Source organism: Achromobacter sp. JUb104 (genome assembly GCF_024806975.1).
Lineage (GTDB): Bacteria > Pseudomonadota > Gammaproteobacteria > Burkholderiales > Burkholderiaceae_B > Achromobacter > Achromobacter spanius.
In genome coordinates this window covers 183,504-205,111 of sequence record NZ_JANUEY010000001.1, presented here as the reverse complement: position 1 = coordinate 205,111, position 21,608 = coordinate 183,504, and the positions used below count along the sequence as shown (strand labels likewise).

At 64.7% G+C, this 21,608-nt stretch carries 18 protein-coding genes and 1 tRNA gene; 7 read left to right on the top strand and 12 right to left on the bottom strand.

Translation table 11 applies throughout. The features are described from left to right. Window positions 1-238: 238 nt before the first annotated feature. The 10 genes from M2361_RS00865 to M2361_RS00820 all read right to left on the bottom strand — a co-directional run bounded on the left by M2361_RS00865 (window position 239) and on the right by M2361_RS00820 (window position 9,860). On the bottom strand, window positions 239-2,719 hold the full coding sequence (locus M2361_RS00865; protein WP_259245789.1) for a TonB-dependent receptor: 2,481 nt from the start codon (window positions 2,717-2,719) through the stop codon (window positions 239-241). 118 nt (window positions 2,720-2,837) lie between these two features. Beyond that, a complete protein-coding gene (locus tag M2361_RS00860; RefSeq protein ID WP_259245788.1) occupies window positions 2,838-3,842 on the bottom strand; it encodes a FecR domain-containing protein in 1,005 nt (334 codons plus the stop codon). Further along, the gene (locus M2361_RS00855; protein ID WP_240669354.1) at window positions 3,835-4,347 is read right to left on the bottom strand and encodes a sigma-70 family RNA polymerase sigma factor; all 513 of its coding nucleotides are present in this window, start codon (window positions 4,345-4,347) and stop codon (window positions 3,835-3,837) included. Before M2361_RS00855 ends, M2361_RS00860 begins: the two co-directional genes overlap by 8 nt. A gap of 305 nt (window positions 4,348-4,652) precedes the next feature. After that, window positions 4,653-4,729, bottom strand: a tRNA-Arg gene (locus M2361_RS00850). 105 nt (window positions 4,730-4,834) lie between these two features. Beyond that, window positions 4,835-5,419 carry a helix-turn-helix domain-containing protein gene (locus M2361_RS00845; protein WP_259245787.1) on the bottom strand — a complete coding sequence of 195 codons (585 nt, stop codon included), beginning with the start codon at window positions 5,417-5,419 and terminating at the stop codon, window positions 4,835-4,837. A 13-nt stretch (window positions 5,420-5,432) separates the two neighbouring features. Next, window positions 5,433-6,725: an FAD-binding oxidoreductase gene (locus M2361_RS00840; protein ID WP_259245786.1), complete on the bottom strand. Its 1,293-nt coding sequence runs from the start codon at window positions 6,723-6,725 to the stop codon at window positions 5,433-5,435. Between the two features lie 17 nt (window positions 6,726-6,742). Then, entirely contained in the window at window positions 6,743-7,432 is a 690-nt protein-coding gene (locus tag M2361_RS00835) for an amino acid ABC transporter permease (protein WP_100856850.1), read from the bottom strand. 2 nt (window positions 7,433-7,434) lie between these two features. Continuing rightward, the gene (locus tag M2361_RS00830; protein WP_259245785.1) at window positions 7,435-8,127 is read right to left on the bottom strand and encodes an amino acid ABC transporter permease; all 693 of its coding nucleotides are present in this window, start codon (window positions 8,125-8,127) and stop codon (window positions 7,435-7,437) included. Window positions 8,128-8,160: 33 nt separating this feature from the next. Further along, a complete protein-coding gene (locus M2361_RS00825) occupies window positions 8,161-8,955 on the bottom strand; it encodes an ABC transporter substrate-binding protein (RefSeq protein ID WP_259245784.1) in 795 nt (264 codons plus the stop codon). Window positions 8,956-9,110: 155 nt separating this feature from the next. Further along, on the bottom strand, window positions 9,111-9,860 hold the full coding sequence (locus M2361_RS00820) for an amino acid ABC transporter ATP-binding protein (RefSeq protein ID WP_100856853.1): 750 nt from the start codon (window positions 9,858-9,860) through the stop codon (window positions 9,111-9,113). 153 nt (window positions 9,861-10,013) lie between these two features. On the opposite strand from M2361_RS00820, the gene M2361_RS00815 reads away from it, so the two are divergent. Both M2361_RS00815 and M2361_RS00810 read left to right on the top strand, forming a co-directional pair. Further along, entirely contained in the window at window positions 10,014-11,516 is a 1,503-nt protein-coding gene (locus M2361_RS00815; RefSeq protein ID WP_259245783.1) for an aldehyde dehydrogenase family protein, read from the top strand. A gap of 206 nt (window positions 11,517-11,722) precedes the next feature. After that, entirely contained in the window at window positions 11,723-13,015 is a 1,293-nt protein-coding gene (locus M2361_RS00810) for a phospholipase A (protein ID WP_259245782.1), read from the top strand. Between the two features lie 175 nt (window positions 13,016-13,190). On the opposite strand, the gene M2361_RS00805 is transcribed toward M2361_RS00810, so the two are convergent. Both M2361_RS00805 and M2361_RS00800 read right to left on the bottom strand, forming a co-directional pair. After that, window positions 13,191-14,129 carry an ornithine cyclodeaminase family protein gene (locus M2361_RS00805; RefSeq protein ID WP_259245781.1) on the bottom strand — a complete coding sequence of 313 codons (939 nt, stop codon included), beginning with the start codon at window positions 14,127-14,129 and terminating at the stop codon, window positions 13,191-13,193. A 352-nt stretch (window positions 14,130-14,481) separates the two neighbouring features. After that, window positions 14,482-15,414, bottom strand: a complete 933-nt coding sequence (locus tag M2361_RS00800; RefSeq protein ID WP_259249205.1) for an N-carbamoyl-D-amino-acid hydrolase — start codon at window positions 15,412-15,414, stop codon at window positions 14,482-14,484. A gap of 1,246 nt (window positions 15,415-16,660) precedes the next feature. Here M2361_RS00800 and M2361_RS00795 point away from each other — a divergent pair. From M2361_RS00795 to M2361_RS00775, 5 genes are all read left to right on the top strand, one after another. After that, window positions 16,661-17,803, top strand: coding sequence for a PAS domain-containing sensor histidine kinase (locus M2361_RS00795; RefSeq protein WP_259245780.1), 1,143 nt, complete (start codon window positions 16,661-16,663; stop codon window positions 17,801-17,803). Between the two features lie 36 nt (window positions 17,804-17,839). Then, window positions 17,840-18,478 (top strand): response regulator transcription factor, encoded by a 639-nt coding sequence (locus M2361_RS00790; protein ID WP_050450344.1) that lies wholly within the window; start codon window positions 17,840-17,842, stop codon window positions 18,476-18,478. 136 nt (window positions 18,479-18,614) lie between these two features. After that, a complete protein-coding gene (locus M2361_RS00785; RefSeq protein ID WP_259245779.1) occupies window positions 18,615-19,961 on the top strand; it encodes a CmpA/NrtA family ABC transporter substrate-binding protein in 1,347 nt (448 codons plus the stop codon). After that, a complete protein-coding gene (ntrB, locus tag M2361_RS00780) occupies window positions 19,961-20,803 on the top strand; it encodes a nitrate ABC transporter permease (protein ID WP_259245778.1) in 843 nt (280 codons plus the stop codon). The genes M2361_RS00785 and ntrB overlap by 1 nt, the downstream gene beginning before the upstream one ends. A gap of 4 nt (window positions 20,804-20,807) precedes the next feature. Then, a complete protein-coding gene (locus M2361_RS00775; RefSeq protein WP_259245777.1) occupies window positions 20,808-21,602 on the top strand; it encodes an ABC transporter ATP-binding protein in 795 nt (264 codons plus the stop codon). Window positions 21,603-21,608: the final 6 nt, after the last annotated feature.

Here is a 21,608-nt window from a genome sequence, read left to right as displayed (position 1 = left end):
TGGAACGCTGAGCGTTGCTTCGAATATCTGCTGGGCGGTGAAGGGCTGGAAGTGGGATGAAGAAGTCATGGCGTGCTCCCGCCGAGGACGGACCTTGGTGGCCGTCTCAGGCGTCAAGTGGTGGTAACCACTTTTAGAAGCAAGCTCCTGAGCAGGTAAATGAGAACAATCTTAGAAATGTATGGGATATGTCCTGTTCTCTTAGGCGAACCTGGTCAGGAGCCAGCCGGACAACGGCTTAGAAGCGGCCGCGCAAGGTCAATGCGGCGCTGCGCGGTGTCCCGTAGAAGTTGCCGTAGTCCAGGTAACCGACCGTGCTGTAGTAGGTCTTGTCGAACAGATTGTTCACGTTGACCTGCGCCGACCAGTTGTCGCTGATCTGGTATTGAGCAAACGCATTCCAGATCGCGTAGCCGGGCTGCGTGAACTTGTAAGGCGTGCTTTGCTTGCTGAGGCTGCCGTCGGCATTACGCAAGTACGCGCTGCCGCTGACATAGGTGGCGCTTTGGATGCTGACGCCGCCGCCCACTTTCCAGCGATGCAGTTCGCCCGGCAACTGGTAGGTCGCAAAGATCTTGGCCATGTGCTTGGGCGTCAGGGGCTGATAGCTGCCGCCCGACGCATTGCGGTCGCGATTCTGGTTGTAGTTGTAGCTGGCTGTCAGTTGCACGCCCGGCGCTATTTCCCCGCTCAGTTCCGCGTCGAAGCCCTTGCTGACGATGTTCCCGTTGGGCAGGAAGCAGCAAGTCGCGCCGTTGCCCGCCCTGCTGGACGGATAGGCCGTATCGCGCACGGCGGCATTCTTGCGCTCGATCTGATAAATGGCGAACGCGCTGTGCAGCTTGCCGTCCAGATGCTCGCCCTTCAGGCCGATCTCGTAGTTGCGGCCGGTTACCGGGTCCAGCGGGTTACCGGGCGCTGGGCCTTGCAGGCTGTTGGCTTGCGATTTGAAGGTTTCGGCCACGCTGGCGTAGGTGGTCCAGGTGTCGTTCAGGTCAACCGTCGCGGCCAGGTAGGGCGTAAAGACATTGTCGTCCTGGTACTGGGTCACCGAGGTTGCAGTGACCTCTCTTGCGGCATTCAAGGTCTGGTTCGTGAATGTGTAGTCGTACCGGCTCAGGCGGCCGCCCACAATGACATGCAGCGGATCGGCCAGATGCATGTTCAGCGACCCGTACACGCCGGCCTGCCGCGTGTCGGTGGTCTGATTCCACATCGGCGTGAAGTCCGTGCCGCGCGGGTAATCGTAAGGGTCAAACTCAAAGATGTCAGGCACCGCCTGGCCGCGGTTGGCCGGTTTGGAACCATAAGTGCTGGGCCGGAAACGTTCCCAACTGGCGCCCAATACCACCTGGTGGCGGCGGCCCCACAGGCCAAACGAACCATTGGCGGACAAGTCGATGGACGTGTTCTTGAAGTGCTCGTTCTGGTCGCTGGCGGTGTCGAACAACCCGCTGCCCGTCAAGGGGTCGATCGCGCCGGAGAAATAGTGATCGAAGCGGTCCTGGTGCGAGTTTTCATGGTTGATGTCCAGGTTGGCGCTCCAATCTCCTCCAAGCTGCTGCGTCACATGCCCGAAGAGATTGACGATGGTCCGGGTCGCCTGATCGTCGGCGCCGCTAAGGTAGGTATTGCGGGGAAGCTTCAGGTCCTCGCCGGTGGCATAGCGCGGCAAACCGTAGCCCTGATAGGACGAATCCCGCTTTTGATAAGAGGCCCCGACAAAGGCCGTGGTGGTGCTGGACAGATCCGCTTCAAGAATCCCGTAGCCCAGCGTGCGGCGGCTGTGCGCCACATCGTAGAAGAAGTTCTTGTCTTCATAGGCCAGCACGCCGCGCCCACGCAACTTGCCGTTTTCCGTCAGCGGGCCACTCACGTCCAGATCCGTACGCTTATAGGCCCAACTGCCTACCTCGGCCTGCGCGATAACCTGCAATTCCGAGGTGGGTTTCTTGCGTACCAGGTTGATCGTGCCGCCCGCTTCGTTGGCGCCGCCAAACAGGCCGTCAGCACCGCGCAGCACTTCGACGTGGTCATAGAACGCCATGTCATCGTCCGCACCGAACGAGCGGTACATCGACGCCCCGCCATCCACGCGCATATTGCCGATTGCGAATCCGCGCGACAGGTAGTTGCTGCTGAGCATCGCCCCCTGGAACATCGAGATGCCCGGCGTGGCGCTCATCACATCGTTCAGGCTGACCAGACGCCGGTCTTCGATTTCTTGCCGGGTGATCACCGACACGCTTTGCGGCACCTCGCGCAGCGCTTGCGCCGTCTTGCCCCCTACCGTGGCCGAACTGGCGGTGAAAGAACCCGTGTTTTCGGTCACGCCCACGCGGCCCAGCACGGTGACGGGCTCAAGCTGCGTCACGCCGGGCGGCGGCACGCGAACCAGGCGATACCCGTCACGCTCGGGCAGCGCCTCCAGACCCGTGCCGCGCAGCAGCGCCACCAGCCCTTCCCTGACGCTCATCACCCCGTCCACGCCATGACTCTGCAAACCCGACGTGACGGCGGGATCGCTTGCGATCAACACCCCGGCCTGAGCGCCAAAGCTCAACAAGGCGGCGTTCAAGCCACCCGCGTCAATGCGATAGGCGCGACGCTGATCGTCGGCTGCCGCCTGCGCCCAGGCAGAAGACGGCAGATGAGGAAGAATTGCGCCAAGCAATACCGACGCAAGAAGGGTGTGGCGGGCGGCTCGGGGAAAGGCCATGACTCAGGGTTCCTAGACTGGGATGGAAAACAGATACGCCGGTGTGTTGGCGCCGTTCTCTATCTCTTGCGCTCGAACGCTGAATTTCCGCCTTTCCTGTAACAACTTCACCGCGCCCTCAGTGGGCGGCGCTCAGGGTCACCCAATACCGCGTGCGGTAATGCACCCGCACGGGCAACACCCGGGGCAGCATCGTCAGAATGCTGTCGGTGTCCGCCAACGGATACGTGCCCACCACTTCCAGTCGCGCGATGGCGGGATCACAACGCAGCACGCCCGTCCGGTAGCGGGCCAGTTGCACCACGAAGTCGCCCAACGGCATCCGGTCGGCCAACAACATGCCATGCGTCCAGGCGTCCGCGCCCGGCGCCACCGGCAGCACCGGACCAGTTCCCAAGGCTTGCAGCGCCGTATGCTGGCCTGCCAGCACGCGTGTCACGCGCCCATCGGCGCGCGCGACGATATCCACCGCCCCTTCGAAAACGGCAATCTCATAGCCTCGGTCAGCCCCGTTGTCGCGCACGGAATAGCGCGTACCCACCGGCGTCAGCACGCCGTCGCGCGTCATCACCGACAGCGGGCCCAAGTCGTTGGAACTGGCGCTGGTGATCAAGATTTCACCCGAGCGCAGCACCAGGGAGCGAGGCCGCTGGTCCAGGCGCAGGTCCAGCGCGGTGCCCGGCCCCATGACGATGCGCGTGCCGTCATCCAACGTCAGGGTGCGCAGCTCGCCCGTGCCCGTGCGCTGATCCGCCAGCAGGACGGGCCAGCGCTCCCACGGTTCGGCGGCCCATGCCAGCCCGGCCACGGCACCGCCCGTCACCATCCACTTGAGCGCGTCGCGGCGCGCGCGGCGCATCGCGGCCCGCTCGATCAATTCGACCGCGACCGCCGGCGGCGCCACGGCACAGCGCGCTGCAAGATCGCCGCGCATGGCGCACATCCGCTGCCAGATGGTTTCGTTGTCGGGATGCGCCTGACGCCAGCGCAGACAGGCGGCCACCGTCGCGTCGCTGGGCTCGCCTTGCAGCCGCGCCATCCAGTCGGCCGCCTGCGCCAGGCGCTTGCGATCGACCGGCAGGCCGCCCGGGGCACGCTTGCTCAGCATCGCGGCGTCAGCCATAGATCGCCAGATAGCAATGCTGCAAGGCCTTGGACAAGGCTTTCTGTACGGCGTTGGTGGAAATGCCCAGTTCGCGGGCGATCTCGGGCTGCGACAGGCCTTGCACCTGCGCCAGCATGAACACCCGGTGCACGTGCACCGACAAGCCATCCAACACGGCGCACACCGCCGTCACCGCCTCGACCACCAGCGCCTGCTCTTCCGGCGAAGGCGCCACGTCGACGGGCTGGCGCGCCAGCACCTCGCAATAGGCCGCCTCGACGGCCGCCCGGCGGAAATGGCCGATGGTCAGCGTGCGTGCGATGTTGGTCAGGCAGGCACGCGGCGCCGCGATGATGGCGCGGATATCGTCACGCAAGACCCGTTCGAAGGTGTCGTGCGCCAAGTCGGCCGCCTGATCGACGTTACCCGTCTTGCGCCGCAGTAGTGTCACCAGCCAGCGGTGATGGACGCGATAAAGGTCCTCGACCGCCTGGCCTTTCATAACATCGGATGAGGAAGACACGGCTGCGCCCGCACGAAAGTAGAACAATAACGATTCGCATTATAGACACAGTGCGTACACCCGCGCCGCCTACGAAGCACGGACCAAGCTGTTTGTCGAAAAGGCAGGGTTCATCACAACCGAAGACAAGCTCTTCGGTGTAAACGCGGACGGCATGGTGGACGGCGCCTTCAACGAATACATCGACCAATGCAACGGCGCGATGTGGCTTCTGGGCCGCAAGTGGATGGACTCGGTGGGTGGACTTCGCTGGATGGACTTCGGAGGGTGGACTTAGTCTAAAGCCCTGTATTCCCTAAAGATTCTGGCGCGGCAGGAGGGGCTCGAACCCCCGACCCCGGGCTTAGAAGGCCCGTGCTCTATCCAGCTGAGCTACTGCCGCGCAGTCTTTTGATGACCCGGAAGATGTCCGGGCGCCGCATTTTACCTTGTTGCGGAAAAACTTGGGACGCGGCCCACCGCAGCGGCCTCTAAGCCCCCACGCCCCCTACTCGTCCTCGATATCCGCGTGCGTGGACACCCACAGCACCATCGCATCCGCCTCGCTCAGGCTGATCACCCGGTGGCCCATGCGGCTGTCTATATAGAAGCTTTCGCCCGCCTTCAAACGCGCCGGTTCGTAGAACTCGGTGTACAGCATGACTTCCCCTTCCAGCACGTAGACGAATTCTTCGCCGCGGTGGCGGCTCCAGTCCTGGAATTCGTCGAACGAGCGCGCCTTGACGCGGGTGTGAAACGGCATCATGCGCTTGTGCGACAGCGCGGTGCACAGCAGGCGGTGGTCGTAGTACGGGGTTTCGTATTGGCGGCCTTCGCCTTCGCGGCTGAGGCTGCGGCGGCCGGTGCCCATGTGGGCGTCAGACGCGGAAAAAAGTTCGGCCACGTCCAGGTCCAGACCCGCGGCGATCTTGATCAGGTTGTCGTAGGTGGGCGACAGCAGGCTGTTTTCGATTTTCGACAGCGTGGACGCGGCAACGCCGGTGGCTGCCGCCGCCTGCTTCAGGGTCCAATTGCGCGCTTGGCGCAGGGCCCGCAGCCGTTGCGCCAATGCGCTTTGTTTGTTGCCGTGCATCCTGTGTACCTTGTCATGCCCGCGATGAGCGCTCCCGCCACCAGTCGCGCGCCTGGTAAGACCAATAAGTCAGTTGAACCGCCGCCGTGCCCAGCCCGCCGCCGTTCCACGCCAGCCCAAAGGGTTCGAACAGCTTGTAGCGCTGCGTGTCGCCGGTGATCCCTTCGGCCACAACGCGCCCGCCGATAGACGTGGTGTTCATGCCGTGCCCGCCGAACGCGGTGCAATACCAGACGTCTGGCGCCAACTGGCCGATCTGCGGCATCAAGTGCCGGGCGTAGGCCATGCGGCCCGACCAGGCGGTTTCCACGCGCAGCCCCTGCAATTGCGGGTAAACGGACAGCAATTCGCGGCGCAGGGACTCGGCCAGATCGGGTGGGTCGTCGACACGGGTGGTGATTCTACTGCCCCAGCCGATGCGGCCGCCATCCAGCACGCGGTAATAGTTGCCGGCGCGGCGGTCGTCGCCAATGGCGGCGGTGCTGCGGATGGCTTCAAGCACGCGATCGCCCAGCGGTTCGGTCAACATGATGTAGGTGGCGATGGGCAACATGGCCCGGCGCAGCGCGGGCACCACGTCGCCGGTATAGCCGCCGGTGGCCAGCACCACGGTGCGCGCGTCGATCTGGCCGTGCGCCGTCTTCAGGTGCTTGACGGCGCCGGTTAGCGTGACGCCGGTGACGGGGGAATCTTCATGGATGCGCACGCCCAGTCGCAAGCATTCGCGGGCCAGCGCGCGCGCGTAGTTCAGGGGATGAAAGTGAAACGAGGCCGGGTCTTCGACACCTTGGTGATAGACGTCGGACACCAGCCGTTCACGCACCTGGCTGCGCGTCAGGAAGCGCACGTCGCGGCCAAAGTCGCGGCGCTGGGCGTCACACCACTGGTTGAGCGCGTCGGTGGCTTCGTAGCGCACCACGCGCAGCCGGCCGTCGACCTTGTGCGCGTCGGTGATGGCTAGGGTGCGGATGTTGTCGCGGATGATCTCCACGCCTTCCATCGACAGCCGGTAAAGCTGGCGGTAGTGGTCTTCGTCCACATGGCGCTTGATGGCGTCGGCGCCGGCCGAGAACGCGGGCGACACCGAGCCGCCGTTGCGCCCCGATGCGCCCCAGGCGATGCGCCGCCCTTCCAGCAAGGTGACGCTGCGGCCGCGCCGGGCGAGTTCCAGCGCGGTCGACAAGCCGGCCAAGCCGCCGCCCACCACGCAGACGTCGGTGCTGGCCACGCCGGCCAACGGCGCATAGCGCGTATCCGCGTCGGACAGCGTGCGCTTGTAATAGGTGTCGATGTACTCGGAGGCCATGCCGGTGGGGGTCCGTGTCAGTGCAGGCTTGCGCCTTGCAGGCCGCCCGTCAGGCGCTTTTCCAGCCAGTTGGCCAGGCGCAGCAACGGGTAGCAGTAGATGAAGTAGATGGCGGCGATCATGCCGTAGATGAAGAGCGATTTCGCCGGAAAGGTGATGATGAATACTTCGCCCTGGCGCGTCAGTTCGGTAATGCCGACCACCGACAGAATGGCGGTGCTTTTGATCAGCATGACGTAGACGCCGCTCATGGGTTGCACGATCAGGCGCATGGCTTGCGGCAGCACCACCAGCCGCAGGATCTGCAAGGGACGCAGGCCGAGTGTCATGGCGCCTTCGGTCTGGCCGCGTGGCACGGACTGGATGGCGCCCATGACGATTTCCGCCACATAGCAAGACGTGTACACCGACAGCGACACGAAGGCGGCGGTGGCCGAATCCCAATGCAGCAGTGCGATGCCGGTGCTGGGCAGCACAAAGTAGAAGATATAAAGCTGCACCAGGAACGGCGTGCCGCGCAGGATGTGGATGTACAGGCCCAGCAATTGGTGGATACCACGGATGTGGTAGCTGCGTATCACACCTATCACAAAGCCCAGCAGCGACCCGGCGATGATGGCCACGAACGAGATCTTCAGCGTTTCCCAGAAGCCCTTCAGCAGGAAGGGCAGCACGACGCCGGCGGTGGAAAGATAGGAATCCAGCATGCTTACCTCGCGTTCCAGGCCGGGCCGGCCAACCAGAGGCTGACGCCTCGCGACAACATCAGCATGACGCCGTAGATCAGCAGGTAGCCCGCGGCGATGGTCAGGAAACTTTCGCTGGGCACGATGCGGTCGCTGTTCATCTGCACGCCGGCCGCCACCAGTTCGAATACGGTAATCAACGACAGCAGCGAGGTGTCCTTGATCAGCACAGCGGTCTGCCCCAGCAGCGGCGGCAGCGTGTTGACGAAGGCCTGCGGCAGCACCACATAGCGCAGCCGCTGCTGATAGTTCATGCCGCAAGCCTTGGCGCCTTCGATCTGGCCGCGCGGCACGGACTCGATGCCCACGCGGATGATCTCGCTCATGTAGGCGGCGTGATGCAGCGTCATGGCCATGATGCCCAGCACCATTTCGCTCCAGCGCCCCGCGCCTGGTATCACCATGGGCACGGCGTAATAAACCAGGTAGATCTGCACCAGCAAGGGGGTGGACCGGATGAACTGCACATACGCCGCCACCGGGCGCCAGATGGCGCCTCGGCGCGACATGTGCAGCAAGGCCAGCGGCACACCCAGCAACACGGACAGCACCAGGCTGGCGCCTGCCGCGATCAGCGTGTTGGCCAAGCCCGTGGCGAATTCGCCCGCGTACTGGCTGACGATGCGCCAGTTGTAGTAGTCGATCAGCCAATCCATGGGCGCTCCGGTCTCCTGGTTATGTCGCGTGGTTTATTGGTGGTCTTTCTTCCAGTCGGTGGAGTACCAGTACTGCACCTGCTCCGGCAGCGTGTTGTCGGCGGTCTTCAGCGTTTGCCAGTTATCCAGCCAGAACTTCAGGCGGAAGGCGTTGGGGCCCACGGCAAACGCCAGCGGCTCGCGCACCATTACGCCGTCCAGCACGCGCAGGTTGCCGAAGTCCACCAGGAACTGGTTGGCGGTGGACATGGACATGATGCCGGCGTCCAGGCGGCCGCTGGACAGAGCCTGGCCGACCGGGGCGCTGCCGCCGGAGAACTCTTTCATGGTGGCCTTGGGCAACATCTTCTTGCCGGCTTCGGCATAGGTGCTGGCGCCCAGCACGCCGACGTTGACGCCGTCCTTGTTCAGTTCCTGGTACGACTTGTAGGGCGAGTCCTTCTGCACCACGGCAACCGTTTCGGCATAGAACATGGGCGCGGAGAACAGCACTTGCGCCGCGCGTTGCGGGGTGGGCGTCATGTCGGCGGCCACCATGTCGGCCTTGCCGGACAACAGCGCCGGCAGCAGGCCCTTCCATTCATAGTCTTGCAAGACCAGCTTCACGCCCAGGTCGTCGGCCATGCGCTTGGCCACTTCCACGGCCAGCCCGGTGCGCTTGCCGGATTTGTCCATGAAGCTCATCAAGGGGCCCGAGGTCTGCACGGCCACGCGCAGTTCGCCGCGCTTGATGATGTCGCTAAGTTCGTCGGCTTGCGCGGGCAGCGCCACGGTGGCGCTGGCGACGGCGATGCTGGCCAGGCCCAGCCATTGTTTGATTTTCAGCATGTCGATATTCCCTTGTGGTGGATGACGTCGTTCCGGGCTTGGCATAGGGTGTTGCCGCATGGCCGGCAGCGCCCGGAGTTGCCGGACCGGCCTGTGCTTGGACTGCTTTCGGACTGCTTTCGAACTGTCTTGGGACTGCCTTGGGACTGCCTTGACTACAGAATCTTGTCCAGGAAAGCGCGCGTGCGCGGCTCCTTGGGATGAACGAACACCTCGTCGGGCGTACCGATTTCCACGATGCGCCCGGCGTCCATGAACAGCGCACGGTCGCCGACGTCGCGCGCGAATCCCATTTCGTGGGTCACCACCGCCATCGTCATGCCGTCGCGGGCCAGTTGCCGCATCAGTTCCAGGATGCCGCCCACGGTTTCGGGGTCGAGCGCGGATGTGGCCTCGTCGAACAGCATCAGCTTGGGGTCCATGGCCAGCGCGCGGGCGATGGCCACGCGCTGCTGCTGGCCGCCCGACAGCTGGCTGGGATAGCGCTCACCGAAGTCGGCCATGCCCACGCGGCCCAGCAGGTCGCGGGCGTAGCGTTCGGCGTCGGCGCGGCTGCGCCCGCGCACCACCCGCTGGGGTAGCGCCACGTTGTCCAGCGCAGTACGGTGTTGGAACAGGTTGAAGTGCTGGAACACCATGCCGACATTCGTGCGCCAGCGGTTGACGTCGGTGGCGGGGTCCGTCAAGGACACGCCGTCCACGCGGATGGTGCCGCTATCAATGGTTTCCAGGCCGTTCAGCGTGCGCAGCAAGGTGCTTTTGCCGGAGCCCGACGGCCCGACCACCACCATGACTTCGCCCTTGTTCAGCTGGCAATCGACGCCGTCCAGCGCCAGATGCGGCGGCTGCCCGTCGCGATGGAACGTTTTGGTGACTGCTTGGACATCCAGTAAAGCGTCTGCCACTGATGCACCTCGAAAACCGCGCTTAAGCGGGTTAAGCAAAAAAGTTTCGCAATTCACGCTGGAGTTTCGTATAGTAAATTTTTTTCCCGAATCGCCACTTAGGCATAACCCTTAAGCGAAGCCATGACTTCGCTGGCAATCCAAGGAACCGGCATGGACACCCCCCAAGACATCCTGCGCGCGCTCGGTCTGAACCCCGACGCGCTTACCGGCGGCACGCTGACCGCGCGCAGCCCGATCGACGGCGCTGAACTGGCGCAGGTGCATGAACACACGGTGGCCCAGGCCCATTCGGCCATCACCCGCGCCCGCCAGGCCAGCCTGGCCTGGCGCGACGTGCCGGCCCCGCGCCGGGGCGAACTGATCCGCCTGCTGGGCGAAACCCTGCGCGAGAACAAGACCGCGCTGGGCCGCCTGGTCAGCCTGGAAGCCGGCAAGATCGTGGCCGAAGGCGAAGGCGAAGTGCAGGAAATGATCGACATCTGCGACTTCGCCGTCGGCCTGTCGCGCCAGTTGTACGGCCTGACCATCGCGTCCGAACGCCCCGGCCACCGCATGATGGAAACCTGGCATCCGCTGGGCGTCATCGGCGTGATCAGCGCCTTCAATTTCCCCGTGGCCGTGTGGTCGTGGAACGCGGCGCTGGCCATCGTCTGCGGCAACGCCGTGGTGTGGAAGCCCTCTGAAAAAACGCCCTTGACCGCCCTGGCCTGCCAAGCGCTCTTCGCGCAAGCCATGCAGCGTTTCGGCGACGCGCCCGCCGGCTTGTCCGAAGTGCTGATCGGCGGCCGTGACGTGGGCGAAGCGCTGGTGGATTCGCATACGGTGGCGCTGGTGTCGGCCACCGGCTCCACCCGCATGGGCCGCCAGGTGGGCCCGCGCGTGGCGCAACGCTTTGGCCGCGTGCTGCTCGAACTGGGCGGCAACAACGCCATCATCGTCGGCCCCACCGCCGACCTGGACATGGCCGCGCGCGGCATCGTGTTTGGCGCCATCGGCACGGCCGGTCAGCGCTGCACCACTACCCGCCGCCTGATCGTGCATGAAAGCGTGGCCGACGCCCTGGTCCAACGCCTGCACAAGGCCTACGCCAGCGCCCCCATCGGCAATCCGCTGGACAGCGGCAACCTGGTCGGCCCGCTGATCGACCGGGGATCGTTTGACGCCATGCAAGACGCGCTCAAGGCTGCGCGCGAGCAAGGCGGCAAGGTCACGGGCGGCGAGCGCGTGCTGGCCGATGAATACCCCAACGCTTGGTACGTGCGCCCGGCCATCGCCGAAATGCCCGGCCAGACCGACGTGGTCTGCCACGAAACCTTCGCCCCCATCCTGTACGTGATGCGCTACCAGGAATTCAGCGACGCGCTGGCCTTGCAGAACGGCGTGCCGCAAGGCCTGTCGTCGGCCATCTTCACCAATGACCTGCGCGAAGCCGAAACCTTCCTGTCAGCGTCCGGTTCCGATTGCGGCATTGCCAACGTCAACATCGGTACGTCGGGCGCCGAGATCGGCGGCGCGTTCGGTGGCGAAAAGGAGACGGGCGGCGGCCGCGAATCGGGTTCCGACGCCTGGCGCAATTACATGCGCCGCGCCACCAACACCATCAACTACTCGCGCAACCTGCCGCTGGCGCAAGGCATCAAGTTCGGCGAATAAGCCGACTGGAAAGCCTTGAATCGCAAGGCTTGAAACGCAAGGCCCCGCGCGGTTGAATCCGCGCGGGGCCTTGTTGCATGGGTCATCGCACGACATCCTGCGTAACATCTGTTTATTACATGGCCTACATCCGATAAGCCTGGCTTACAAACAGTTGCGGCAGGCGATGCTACATTTCTTCGTCACAAGAAAAGCACACCGTCCCCATGTCCCTACGCCGACCTGCACCCCCCTACTTCGCCCTGCGCACCCTGACCGCCGCCGTTGCCCTGAGCGCCGCCGGCTCGGCCGCGGCAGGCGTGTCGTACCGAATGGACCGCCCGTCCGCCGCCCCCGGCGAGACCGTCACCATCGAAGCTGTGTACTTCAACGAAGGCAGCGCACGCGCCAACTGGCAAGCGCCACCCGAATTGGTGCTGCAATGGCGCAGCCAGGACGGCCAGATCGTGCGCAGCCTGGCCAAGCTGGACGGTGACCGCGCAAGCTACAGCGTGCCCGTCAACAACTTTGCCCGCATGGCATGGACCGCCGTCGTGCCCAGCACCGCGCGCGGCCTGCAAGCCGTGTCCATTGAAGGCGAGCCGTCCTTGATGGCGCTGGACGCCACCGGCCGCGAAACCGGCACGCTGGCCAGCACGCCGGCCCAAGGCCCCGTGGTGGATGCGCGCAGCGGCCAGCCCGTGCCCGTGGCCGCCGTCACGGCGGCGGGCGCCTCGCCCGATGTGGGCCCCGCGCCCGACGCCACCGTTGCGCCGACCGTGCAGCCGCAAACCGCGTTCGACCGCTTCCGCAGTTCCATCTCGGAATACAAGCCCGTCTACTTCGACATCGGCACCCGCGGCCGCACCACCGCCCGCTTTCAGATCAGCGCCAAGTACCGCCTCTTCAGCCCGACGGGCGACCGCCCGGCAACCTGGGGCGAGAACTTCTACCTGGCCTACACGCAGACTTCGCTGTGGGATTTGCAGGGCGATTCCATGCCCTTCATCGACACCACCTTCAACCCCAGCGCCTTCTGGCTGTCGGACAGCATCTGGCAATCCGCCAACCAGAACTGGCGCTTCGGCATGAACACCGGCGTGGAGCACAGCTCCAACGGCAAGGACGGCGACGAATCCCGCTCGGTCAACGACGGCTATATCGAACCGCGCTTCCACTACCGCTTCGACGGCGGCAGCACGCTGACCTTCGCGCCCAAGGTCAAGGCTTACTTCGGCGTGGCCGATGAGAACCGCGACTACGCCGATTACGCCGGCCACGTGGATTGGCAATTGCGCTGGGCGCAGGACAACGGCGCGGTGGTGTCGGCGATGTACCGCCAAGGCGACCAGAAGCGCCGCACGACGCAGCTGGACTTTGCCTGGCCGCTGCAACGCACGTGGTTGAACATGAACGGGTATCTGCACTTGCAGTATTTCAACGGGTACGGGGAGACGTTGCTTGGGTATAACCAGCGCAATGAATCGCAGTTCCGGGTGGGGTTGTCGTTGGTGCCTTGAGGGTGATGGGGGGTGCGTGGGTTAAGGGGTGGGTGGGTTAAGGGGTGCGTGGGTTAAGGAGTGCGTGGGTTAAGGGGTGGGTGTTTGCGTGCGGTGTGGTGATGGGTTGCGCGCGTTGGGGGGCGGGGTTCTTTTGTCGTTTTTCCCGCGCTTCACCCATCCTACGATGCCAGCGTCAGCTCGGGTTCAGGGATTCGTAGACGAGGGTGGCTAGCGTCAGGTCTTCCAGGGCGCTGCCGACGGCCTTGAAGACCGTGATTTCCTGATCGTTTTGACGACCCGGGCGGGCGCCGGTGGTGAGTTGGTGCAGGTTGCCTTGGATGGCGTCGCGCGTCAGTACGCCGGCGTCGAAGGCTGACAGCAGGTCGCCGGATTTGGTGGGGGCTTCGTCGGTATCCACGTAAACCGTCGTGCCATCAAAGCAGGCCGGGTCCGTTTCACGCATATCGGGCGTGAAGCTGCCGATCAGGTCCAGGTGCGTGCCGGGGCGCAACCAGGCGCCCTGAATCAGCGGCACGGTGGACAGGGTGGCGCAACTGATGATGTCGGCCGCACGCGCGGCGGCTTCCAGGTCGGTCGTGGGCTGGGCATCGAAGCCCTGTGCACGCAGGCTTTCCGCCAATGCCTGGGCGCCGGCCTCGCGCACATTCCACACCATCACACGCTGGATCGGACGCACGGTACGCATGGCTTGCGCAACCAGGCCCGCGATGCGGCCCGAGCCCACGATCAGCAGCGTGCTCGCCTCCTTGCGCGCCAGATAGTCCGCGCCCAGCGCAGCCGCGCCCGCAGTGCGGTAGACGGTAACGATGTCGCCATCCACCTGCGCAATCGGCACGCCCGTCGTGGCGCTGTACAGGTTGTACGTGGCGTGCAGGCCGGGCAGGCCCTGGTGCGTGTTCTCGGGAAAGATGTTGATGATCTTCACGCCGAAATAACCCCGGTCGCTCCAGGCCGGCATGATCAGCGTGGTGCCGTGGGCCGTGCCCGACTGAATGGCGTGGACGTGCCGCGTGGGCACGGTGGCGCCTTCGCGGAAGGCCTCGCGCAGGGCGGGAATGACGGCGTCGAATGACAGGGCGCCGCGAGTCTGTTCGGTGTCGATAAAGCGCATGGGATCAGTGCCTGAAGAGGGTCAACGAATCAAAGAGCCGCAGGCAGTCTAGCAGCGCGGACCTTGGGTGTGATGATCGAGGGCCGGATTGTCGAGATCCCGCACTCACGCGGGGAGCTTTTGGTGCACCTGCCCCAACTCCGGATTGAACCTTCACCATCCATTGCCACTGGCATTCCTGAATGAGCCCCAGCCCTCCAATGCCAAGACATTCCTGAATTGCGCCTGCGCCAGTCATTGCCAAGACATTCCCCGATGCGCCCCAGCGCTCCATTGAAGGCATTCCCTGGCGCAGCTATCCCTGGTCGCCAAAAAAATTGCCTGCGATAACGCAGGCAATTTTCAACCGGGCTTAAGCCACGTCCGGCACGGGTAGCGGATCACCCGCGCCGGTGCGTTCGGTGATCAGCTTGTAGTGCTGCGGGCTGCGGTGCTTGGCGAAGTTGAAGACATGTTCGCGGAAGGTCTGGCCCATGGCCAGATCGATCTTCGCGGTAATCACTTCGTCTTCCTCGCCGCTGGAACGCGCCACGATCTCGCCGGACGGCGCCACGATCATCGAACTGCCAATCATGTGGTGGCCGTCTTCATGGCCGCACTTGCCGGCAGCGCCGACCCACACCGCGTTCTGATAGGCGCTGGCCTGCAACACGATCTCGTGCGTGGTAGTGCGCCAGTGCGCCGGTTCGTTCCAATGGATGTTCAGCGACGGCGTGTTGTAGCCCAGCACGATCAGCTCGGCGCTTTGCAGCGACATCACGCGGTACGTCTCGGGCCAGCGGCGGTCATTGCACAGGCACATGCCGATCTTGACGTCGTTGGTCTCCCATACGCCAAAGCCCAGGTCACCGACTTCAAAGAACTTCTTTTCCAGATGCTGGAACGGCGCGTCGACCTTGTGGTCCGAGTGGCCCGGCAGATGGATCTTGCGGTACTTGCCGATGATCTTGGCCGAGCGATCCACCAGGATGGCGGTGTTGAACTGGCGGCCTTCCGGCGTCACTTCCGCATAGCCCAGGTAAAAGCCGATGCCCAGCTCGCGCGCGGTGTCGAACAGCGGCTGCACATCGGCATTGGGCATGGACTTTTCAAAGAAGCGGTCAACCGCTTCCGCGTCTTCCATCCAGTAGCGCGGGAAGAAGGTCGTCAGGGCGAGTTCCGGGAACACGACAAATTCCGCCTTGCGACCAGCGGCCTCGCGCATCATCTCGACCAGACGGCGCACAACCACCGCGCGGGTGTCGGCAAGGTTCACGGCGCCCATCTGGGCGACCGCCAGGCCCATTTTGCGGGCGGGGGATGCGTTACTCACGATGTCAATCTCCAGGGGTTCGTTTCGAATGGGGTTCGAGTGCCGGGGGGGGGCAGATGGAGGCGGCGAATGGCGCGCGCGACCGTAGGAAAGAAGCATGCATGCCTTCGCGACTTTGCGATACCGTGAGCGGTTGGGTTGCGGCGGGCGGTGGCCGGGGCGGGGATTGTGGCTAAGGCGCTGATTGGATTGAGGATTCAGCACGCGGACGGTGTTGGCGGACGGCCGAGGCATAACCCTGGATCATGGACGCCATGCAAACTTTTATATCGGGTTTCCCCGCAGTGTCGGGCGTGTGCCTCGAGGGCGGTTGGTGTGGGTGGATCGTGATGGGTTGCGCGCGTTAAGCGTCGGATTTCGCGTGACGGGCGTGCCGCGCTTCACCCATCCTACAAAGTACCGTCGCGTCAGGTGCCGAGGATAGGTCCGTCGAATCAGGTGCCGAGGATAGGTCCGTCGAATCAGGTGCTGGCAACGGTCGTGGGATCACACGCCAAGAGAGGTCCGTCGGTGCAGGTGCCGACGGCGGTCGTCGCATCACATGCCAAGAGAGGTCCGTCGGATCACGCCCGAAAAATGCCGCCAAACCAAACGCCAAAGCCGGCCGCCCGGGCGGCCGGCTTTGGCGGCCCTGCACACTCTTCCAATTCCCCAACACCCCCACAGAAGCATGCCAAGCACACCGCCCGCCCCAGCAACCGACAAGTTTCTGCGGCGCAGCTCGGGGTGGTGGCGGCCTGGTGGCGCGGGGCGTCGATAAGCCCGAGGGAATCCGAAGGCAGCCGCCGCAGGCGGCAACGAGGATGACAAGGGGGCAGTCCGGAGCGAAGGCTCCGGACCGCAATCGTTGACCCGCGACGCCAGGACGCCGCCGCCCCGGGCGTCTCAAGAACCACACCCCGTGCATCTCAAGAACCGCACCCCGGGCATCTCAAGAACCACACCCTGTGCTTCTCAAGAACCCCACCCCGGGCATCTCAAGAACCACACCCTGGCATCTCAAGAACCACACCCTGTGCTTCTCAAGAACCGCACCCGGCGCATCCCAGGCACCACGCCTCGATCATCTCAAGAACCACCCCCCAAGCGTTTCAAGACTCGCACCCCTTGCATCTCAAGCCCTGCGCACCAAGGGCATTCCCTCCCCTTCCCCGCACCAAGCCTCCCGTAAACTCCCCCCAAAATCCGCCCGCCCGCCGCCCCCGCAATAAACCCCATCATGTTCGCCGACCTGAACCACCTATCCCACCACGCCGCCTGGCGCCGTCAGTTGGAAATGTTGCTGGAATCCGCCGGCGAAGGCATTTACGGGATCGACCTGCGTGGCCGTTGCATCTTCATCAACGGCGCCGGCGCCACCTTGCTGGGCTACACCCCCGACGAAGTCGTTGGCCGCAACATGCACTACCTCATCCATCACTCCCACGCCGACCGCGCCCTGATGCCCGTGCATGACTGCCGCATCTTCCAGGCCTTTCGTGAAGGCCGTGGCGTGCGCGTGGACGACGAAGTGCTCTGGCGCCGCGACGGTTCCTGCTTTGACGCCCAATACGCCTCCTACCCCATCCGCAACGAACAGGAAGTCGTCGGCGCCGTCGTCACGTTTTCAGACATCACCGACCGCAAGCGCATCGAACGCGAACTGCACAGCACCCAGGCCCTGCTGGAACGCCGCGTCGGCGAACGCACCGCCGAACTCAGCAACGCCCATGATTCCCTGCGGCGCCTTTCCTCCCACCTGTCCACCCTGCGCGAAGAAGAGCGCGCCCACATCGCCCGCAACATCCATGACGACCTGGGCGCATCCTTCACCGCCCTGCAACTGGACCTGAACTGGCTGCGCCGCCAACTGGGCGCTACCCCTGCCCTGCAAACCCACGTCGACCGCATGCTCGAAGTCACCCAGACCGCCATGGGCGCCACCCGCCGCATCCTCAGCGACCTGCGCCCTGTCGTGCTTGACCACCTGGGCCTGTGGGCCGCCCTGGAAACTTTGCTGCAAGACCTGCAAACCCGCACCGGCCTGCAATGCCGCTACCTGTGCCCCCCCGACACCGAACGCCGCCGCCTTGACCGCAACGCCGAAATCGCCGTCTACCGCATCGTCCAGGAACTGCTGACCAACGTGCAGCGCCACGCCTGCGCCCGCAGCGTCAGCGTCAGCGCCGTCTGGAGCGACGACGGCCTGCTGCTTACCGTGGAAGACGACGGCATCGGCATGCAACTGCCAGAAGCCCGCCACACCTTCGGCATCCTTGGCATGCGCGAACGCGCCCGCGGCATTGGCGGCGACCTTGCCCTGGACAGCGCCCCCGGCGCCGGCATGCGCGCCCGCCTGCGTTTGAACCCCACCCGCGCCTGAATCCCGCCAGCGCCTGACCCCTACTTGTCCCGCCCCATGGCCCTGAACCTGCTCATCGTCGACGACCACCTCATCATCCGCCGAGGCCTGGCCCGCATTCTGGAAGAAGACCCGCGCGTCGCCCTCGTGCACGAAGCCGCCGACGCCCCTTCCGCCCTGCGCGCCCTGCGCCAGACCCGCTACGACGCCATGGTGCTGGACGTGGCCCTGGGCGAACGCGACGGGCTCGACGTCCTGAAAACCGTGCGCGCCGACTACCCCGCCCTGGGCGTCGTCATGCTGTCCGTCTACCCCGAAACCCAATTCGCCGTGCGCGCCCTGCGCACCGGCGCCCACGCCTACCTGAACAAGGGCTGCGACCCCGACGAACTGCTGTCCGCCCTGATCAACGCCGCCGCCGGCAAGCTCTACGTCACCCCCACCGTGGCTGAACTCCTGGCCCACACCGTGCGCCAGGACAGCACCCGCCCCCCGCACGAACAACTGTCCAACCGCGAATTCCAGGTCTTGCAATTGCTGGTAGCCGGCCGTTCGGTATCCGCCATCGGCGAACAGTTGGCCCTGTCGGTCAACACCATCTCCACCTACCGCAGCCGCATTTTCGAAAAGCTCGGCGTGCGCACGCTGGTCGAACTGGTGGCCTACGCCAACACGCACCACCTGGGTGCGCTGTAGCCCCCTTGCGCACCAGCACGGCGCAGCGTCGCACCGCGTAGTAGACCCCCTACACGCATATCGTCGAACCGGGGATACCGGCCCCGCGCGCCCGGCCCCATGATGGCTCCAATCCCCCTCTGGCCGGAGCCATCCCATGTCCCTATTCAGCAATCCGTTCGACGCCAACAGCCGTCTTGCCTGCGGCTGCGGCCGCCACGCCTCGCAAGCCGAACATGAACGCGCCGTGCAATCCGTCACGGACAACGCCGTCGACCAGGCGGTGATGCGCGCCCTGTTCCCGGAAGACGGCCTGCGCCGCCGCTTCCTGCGCGCCGTGGGTGGTGGCACCGCCATGGCCGCCATTGCGTCGATCTTCCCGCTGGCCGCCGCCCGCGAAGCCTTCGCGCAATCCACCGGCCCGCTAGAAAAACAAAAGCTGAAGGTCGGCTTCATTCCCATCACCTGCGCCACGCCCATCATCATGGCGCACCCCATGGGCTTCTATGCCAAGCAGGGGCTCGACGTGGAAGTGGTCAAGACCGCCGGCTGGGCGCTGGTGCGCGACAAGGCCATGTCCGGCGAATACGACGCCGCCCACATGTTGTCCCCCATGCCGCTGGCCATCTCGCTGGGCGTCGGCGCCAGCCGCGCCGTGCCGTGGACCATGCCCGCCGTGGAAAACATCAACGGCCAGGCCATCACGCTGTCCATGAAACACAAGGACCGCCGCGACCCCAAGGACTGGAAGGGCTTCAAGTTCGCCGTCCCGTTCGACTATTCCATGCACAACTACCTGTTGCGCTACTACCTGGCCGAACACGGCCTGGACCCCGACACCGACGTGCAGATCCGTTCCGTGCCGCCCCCTGAAATGGTGGCCAACCTGCGCGCCGACAACATCGACGGCTTCCTGGCGCCCGACCCGGTCAACCAACGCGCGGTCTACGACGGCGTGGGCTTCATCCACACCCTGTCCAAGAACATCTGGGACGGTCACCCCTGCTGCGCCTTCGCCGCCAGCCAGGAATTCGTGAAGACCATGCCCAACACCTACCAGGCCTTGTTGAAGTCCATCATCGAAGCCACCGCCTACGCCCGCAACCCCGCCAATCGCAAGGAAATCGCCGCCGCCATCGCCGCGCCCAACTACCTGAACCAGCCCGTCACCGTAGTCGAACAAGTGCTGACCGGCACCTACGCCGACGGCCTGGGCAAAGTGCTGACCGACCCCAACCGCATCGACTTCGATCCCATGCCGTGGCAGTCGTTCGCGGTGTGGATCCTGACGCAGATGAAGCGCTGGGGCCAGGTCAAGGGCGACATCGACTACCAGAAGGTGGCCAGCGAAGTCTTCCTGGCGACCGACGCCGTGCGCCTCATGCGCGAGGCCGGCCTGACCCCGCCCGCCGAATCGGCCAAGACCTTCAGCGTCATGGGCAAGCCATTTGACCCGGCCCAGCCCGAAGCCTATCTGGCCAGCTTCAAGATCCGGAGAACCTGATGCGGTCAGTGCAATATTGGCGGGCGACGTTCCTGTCCGTCGCGCTGTTCCTGGCGTTTCTGCTGCTGTGGCACGCCGCCACGCGCCCCGACACGGGCGACGTGACGGTGGACCCGGCCTACGCCGCGCTGGTCGGCAATGCCGCGGCCAGCGGCTCCAAGACGCCGTTTCCCGGCCCGGCCGACGTTGGCGAAAAGCTGTGGCAACACCTGAAGGATCCGTTCTACGACCGTGGCCCCAACGACAAAGGCATCGGCGTGCAACTGGGCTATTCGATAGCGCGCGTGCTGGCCGGCTTCAGCCTGGCCGCACTGGTGGCGATACCGCTGGGCTTTCTGATCGGCATGTCCAAGACCGTCTACCGCGCCTTCGACCCCTTCATCCAGGTGCTCAAGCCGATTTCACCCTTGGCCTGGATGCCGCTGGCGCTCTACACGATCAAGGACGCCGACACGTCCGCCATCTTCGTCATCTTCATCTGCTCGTTATGGCCGATGCTGGTGAACACCGCCTTCGGCGTGGGCGCCGTGCGGCAAGACTGGCTGAACGTGGCGCGCACGCTGGAAGTGTCGCGCCTGCGCACCGCCTTGCAAGTGATTTTGCCGGCCGCCGCGCCCACCATCATGACCGGCATGCGTATATCGGTGGGCATCGCCTGGCTGGTGATCGTGGCCGCTGAAATGCTGATCGGCGGCACGGGCATCGGCTACTTCGTGTGGAACGAATGGAACAATCTGTCGATTGCCAACATCATCTGCGCCATCTTTTTCATCGGCCTGATCGGCATGCTGCTGGACACCGCGCTGGCTCGCGTCGCGCGGCTGGTCAGCTATCGGGAGTAACGCCATGAGCCATGCATTCCTGCAAGTCCAAGGCCTTGGCAAACGCTACCCGGGGCGCAACGGCCAGCCCCAGCCGCCCGTCTTCGAGAACGTTGATTTCGACATCGAGCAAGGCCAGTTCGTTTGCGTGATCGGCCATTCCGGCTGCGGCAAGACCACCATCCTGAACGTGCTGGCCGGCATCGACGACACCAACGAAGGCGTCGTCATCATGGACGGCCGCCAGATCTCGGGCCCGTCGCTGGAGCGCGGCGTGGTGTTTCAGGCGCATGCGCTGCTGCCCTGGCTGACCGCGCTGCAAAACGTGGAATTCGGCGTGCGTTCGCGCTGGCCCGCCTATAGCCGCGAGCAAGTGCGCGAACACAGCCTGCGCTACCTGGACATGGTGGGCCTGGCGCAGGCGGCCGGCAAGAAGCCCAGCGAACTGTCGGGCGGCATGAAGCAGCGCGTGGGTATTGCGCGCGCCTTCGCCATCCAGCCCAAGATGCTGTTGCTGGACGAACCCTTCGGCGCGCTCGACGCATTGACGCGCGGCACCATCCAGGACGAGCTGCGCGGCATCGTGCAGCAAACCCGCCAGACCGTATTCATGATCACGCACGACGTGGACGAAGCCATCCTGCTGTCGGACCGCATCCTGCTCATGAGCGCGGGCCCCTACGCCCGCATTGCCGAGTCCGTCAGCGTGGACCTGCCGCGCGACCGGACCCGCGCCAGCCTGCACCACGAACCCCGCTATTACGACATCCGCAACCATCTCGTCGACTTCCTGGTCGACAAGGCATCCCACAAGGAGTGACACCCA